A 4455-nucleotide genomic window follows, 5' to 3' on the forward strand; every position below is an offset into this window, starting at 1 on the left:
CCCTTACGGTTCCGGTAGATCAGGACGGCATCCTCGTGGATGACCTCCGTGCCATCTGTACAAGGCGGAAAATCCGGATGCTTTATCTTACTCCCCATCATCACTATCCCACTACCGTCACCCTGAGTGCCCAGCGCCGGCTGCAGCTTCTGCAGTTGGCAGAGGAATTCGAGTTCATTATCCTGGAGGACGATTACGATTATGATTTCCATTATGACCGGAGCCCTATCCTGCCGCTGGCCAGTGCAGATACCAATGGAATGGTTATTTACATAGGATCGTTTGGAAAATCCCTGGCGCCGGGTTTCAGGACCGGATTCGTGGTGGCACCGGAAAACCTGATGGATGAAATGAGAAAATACCTGGGCATCATAGACCGGCAGGGCGATATCCTGATGGAACATGTGCTGGGGGAAATGATTGCAGAAGGTGAGATCAGCCGCTATCTTAAAAAATCACTGAAAGTATACCGCGAACGCAGGGATGACTTCTGCCTTTTGCTGGATGCGCATCTGGGAAACAGGATACGGTTTCAAAAACCTTCCGGTGGACTTGCAGTCTGGATGGAATGGAATATGGAAATCAATCTGATGAAGCTTTGCCGTGAATGTTCTGACAATGATCTTTTCATACCCAGAACCCTACTTTATCAGAACCGGGACCTCGCAGCCATGCGGTTGGGCTTCGGAAACCTGAACCGGGACGAAATGGAAAATTCAGTTGGTATTTTTGCAAAAACGGTAAAAACAATTTTCGAATAAAAGCAGGAATCGCAGGTATTTACATCGTAAAGCATTTTAATACCTTATATGCTAAATCCCAATTGATTTTTTTAAAATTCAAAAGAACCTGTCTCCTTCGGACCACCGGTTTTTGATGTTGGGATGCAAGTCAAGACCAGGATAAAAAAATGAAAGAGTTAATATCGGGATTAATGACCGTAAAAATTATGGAGCGCGCTGTCAATTAGGCCGGACTGATCACAATACCCTCAGGATCATCAAAAATCAATGGATATCATCTGATCTATCCATCCTGCTTCGGGATTAACAGGCACGATTTTAAATTCTTCCTGAATTCCATAGCATTGGTTAGGTTTTTGAATGGTAACAGCAAACCTGTCACCTTGAAATTAATTACATTTACCAACAAAGGCATTTATTGTCCTCAGGGAAAATTCTATATCGATCCCTGGAGGCCGGTTGATCTTGCCGTTATTACCCATGGCCATGCAGACCATGCCCGCTGGGGAATGAAGCGGTATCTCTGCCATCATTTTACCAAGCCTATCCTGCATAAAAGAATTAGTGAAGACATTGAATGTCAGAGCGTGGAATATGGGGAAATCATTAATATGAACGGGGTGAAAGTCTCTTTCCACCCTGCCGGCCACATCATAGGATCTGCCCAGATCAGGCTGGAATATAAAGGCTACGTCAGTGTGGTTTCAGGAGACTACAAGGTTCAGAATGACGGGCTATCCACCCCTTTTGAGCTGGTACGGTGCAATGAGTTTGTTACTGAAAGTACTTTCGGACTCCCGATTTACAACTGGCTGGAAGTGGATGATCTCAACAGAAGAATGCAGAATTGGGTACTGAAAAATAAAGAAAATCAGAAAACCTCTGTCTTCATAGGCTACTCATTAGGGAAAGCTCAACGCATCATGAAAGCGGTGGAAGGCCTGGGAAAAATACATGTCCACTACTCGATCGGGAAGCTGAACGAAGCTTTCGAGAATGTGGGAATTACACTGCCTGAATATGAAGTCCCGGATTTCAGGGAAAGCGTAAAGCATTTACAGGACGATATCGTCATTGTTCCGCCGGCCTTGCTGGACAGCAATGTCATCAAGAAGATTCCCAATCCGGCCACGGCCATCTGTTCGGGATGGATGCAGGTACGCGGGGCCAGAAGATGGCGGAGCGCGGATGCAGGATTCCCGATGAGCGACCATGCCGACTGGGGCGGATTGCTGCAGGCCATTATTGCCACGGAAGCTGAAATCGTACATGTTACCCATGGCCAGACCGAAGTTTTTTCAAAATACCTGAATGAGCTCGGCATCAGATCGGATGTGGTGGAAACACTCTATGGTGATGATGACGATGAAGTTCCTGAAGCCGGAACAGGCAACGAAAGCGATTCCACTGATAAAACAAAGGCGGAGCGCTGAAATACAGGCCCGGTCCCGCAGCCCGGCTTGAACGGAGCTCTTTTTGCTGTTGCAGAAGTCTAGTACCCCTTTCTGGTATCTCCGGTAATCTGCAACCGCAAAAAAGCGGGAGTGGAAGACGGTCCCCAGCTGCCCAAATAAAAAAAATAAACAATCCCTCCGGAACATAGAAAGCCGGAACATGAGATCCCGATATTTTATGAAACATTTTGCCGAACTGATCAATGCCCTGGAAAGCACCAATAAGACCAATGCCAAGATAGATGCCATCATCGATTACCTGGAGCGTGCTCCGGATGATGATAAGGTGTGGTTTATTGCCCTGTTTACCGGTAAAAGACCGAAAAGGAACGTCAATACCAATTATCTGAAAGAATGGGCACTGGAAATTACCGGCCTGCCTTTCTGGCTGTTCCAGGAAAGTTATTCTTCGGTGGGCGATCTCGGGGAAACCATTTCACTGGTGCTTCCGCCGCCGGAAGAAAAAATAGAACGTACACTGACCCAGTGGATGGAGGATATCATTGGCATGAAAAGCAAAACCGACCAGGAAAAAAAAGAATTTGTCCTGCAGTCGTGGAACGGACTGGACTATACCGAGCGGCTGATCTTCAATAAACTTTTAGGCGGAAGTTTCAGGATCGGGGTTTCCGACAAAACGCTGATCAATGCACTGACCAAGTTCTCAGAACAGGAATCCAGCACCCTTACCCACAGCCTGATGGGGAAATGGATGCCGGATGAAGTATCCTTCAACGAACTCATTTCGGCTGAAAACATCAATCCGGACAACTCAAAACCTTATCCTTTCTGCCTTGCTTATCCGCTTGAAAAGGAGCTCCATGATTTAGGCGAACCGGAAGAATGGCTGGCAGAATACAAATGGGACGGCATCCGGGGACAGATCATCAGAAGGAACGGCGAAGTTTTCATCTGGTCCCGTGGCGAAGAACTGATTACCGAGCAGTTTCCTGAGATCCGGGATGCCGTACTGGAAATGTCCGGGAATTTTGTAATAGACGGGGAAATCCTCGCGGTCCGGGATGACCGTGTCCTTAATTTCAATGAACTGCAAAAGAGGCTTAACCGGAAAACACTGACCAAAAAGATGCTTACCGAAATCCCGATTGAGGTATTTGCCTACGACCTGCTGGAACTGGAAAATACCGACCTGCGTGACAAACCCATTGCTTCCCGTCGTGCCATGCTGGAGGAACTGCTGCTGAATGAAAGGCCGGGAAATATAAAAATCTCTGAGGCCATAGACTTTAAAAACTGGCCGGAACTGAACCAGGTACGGGAAAAATCCAGGGAAATTAACAGTGAAGGGCTGATGTTGAAACAGAAAAATTCGCCTTATCATGCCGGCCGTAAGAAAGGCGACTGGTGGAAATGGAAAATCAATCCTCTGACTATAGATGCGGTCATGATTTATGCCCAGAAAGGAAGCGGTCGCCGGAGCGCATATTATACCGATTATACCTTTGCCGTGAAAAACGGAGATTCACTGGTTACCATTGCCAAAGCCTATTCCGGTCTTACCGACAAGGAAATCATGGAAGTGAGCCGGTTTGTGAATAAGAACGCTATAGAAAAATTCGGGCCTGTACGTACTGTAAAGGCCGAGCTGGTATTTGAAATTGCCTTCGAAGGCATCGGTTTCAGCAGCAGGCACAAAAGCGGTGTGGCCTTGCGTTTTCCCAGGATCCTGAGATGGCGGAGAGACAAAACGGTAAATGATATCGATGATCTCGAAGAGATTAAGAAGCTGATCCAATAAATAAGCGATTCTCACCTGCCGAAAGACGGTAGCCGGCGGGATTTTCTGTATGAAAAGTAAAGAAAACAAAATCTTTTTTGAATGAGACTATCTTATCCGGTATTCCATCTGATTCTCCGGACTGAAAGCGTGTTTCGTAGGAAGATCAGACCATTGCTAAGCTGCCGTCTTCAGCCATTTCTTTTCTTATAAGGATGTTATCGTGTACGGATGCTTTCCGTCATTTATGTTAATCTGCCTCCGGATATAGTACCTGCACAACTTCCAGAATATCTTATAGAACCGATGTTTTTGTTTTGAGTTTTTACAGGGGTTTCAAAGGCCGGAATATTTAAAGCTTCCTAATGTACACAAACTTCAGCAGGAAAGCTGATTTGGTTAAAAAATTGATACAATCAAAATGATTACGGTTATTTCCGGGACTGGATTTCTTTGTTGAGCCCGTCCGGTTTTCCGGCATCTTCTGAACTAAAACATAATAATTTGGCAGCATTTGAAG

Annotated in this window: 3 protein-coding genes; all 3 read left to right on the plus strand. The window is 46.2% G+C overall.

Going from position 1 to position 4455, the window contains the following annotated elements; translation table 11 throughout:
- The coding region (locus QZ735_RS09440) for a PLP-dependent aminotransferase family protein (protein WP_294247349.1) at positions 1 to 761 on the plus strand (761 nt) is incomplete at its 5' end.
- A gap of 365 nt (positions 762 to 1126) precedes the next feature.
- Positions 1127 to 2176, plus strand: a complete 1050-nt coding sequence (locus tag QZ735_RS09445; RefSeq protein ID WP_294247350.1) for a ligase-associated DNA damage response exonuclease — start codon at positions 1127 to 1129, stop codon at positions 2174 to 2176.
- Positions 2177 to 2375: 199 nt separating this feature from the next.
- Entirely contained in the window at positions 2376 to 3956 is a 1581-nt protein-coding gene (locus QZ735_RS09450; RefSeq protein ID WP_294247352.1) for an ATP-dependent DNA ligase, read from the plus strand.
- Positions 3957 to 4455 lie beyond the last annotated feature (499 nt).

The organism is uncultured Chryseobacterium sp. (genome assembly GCF_913776365.1).
Classification (GTDB): domain Bacteria; phylum Bacteroidota; class Bacteroidia; order Flavobacteriales; family Weeksellaceae; genus Chryseobacterium.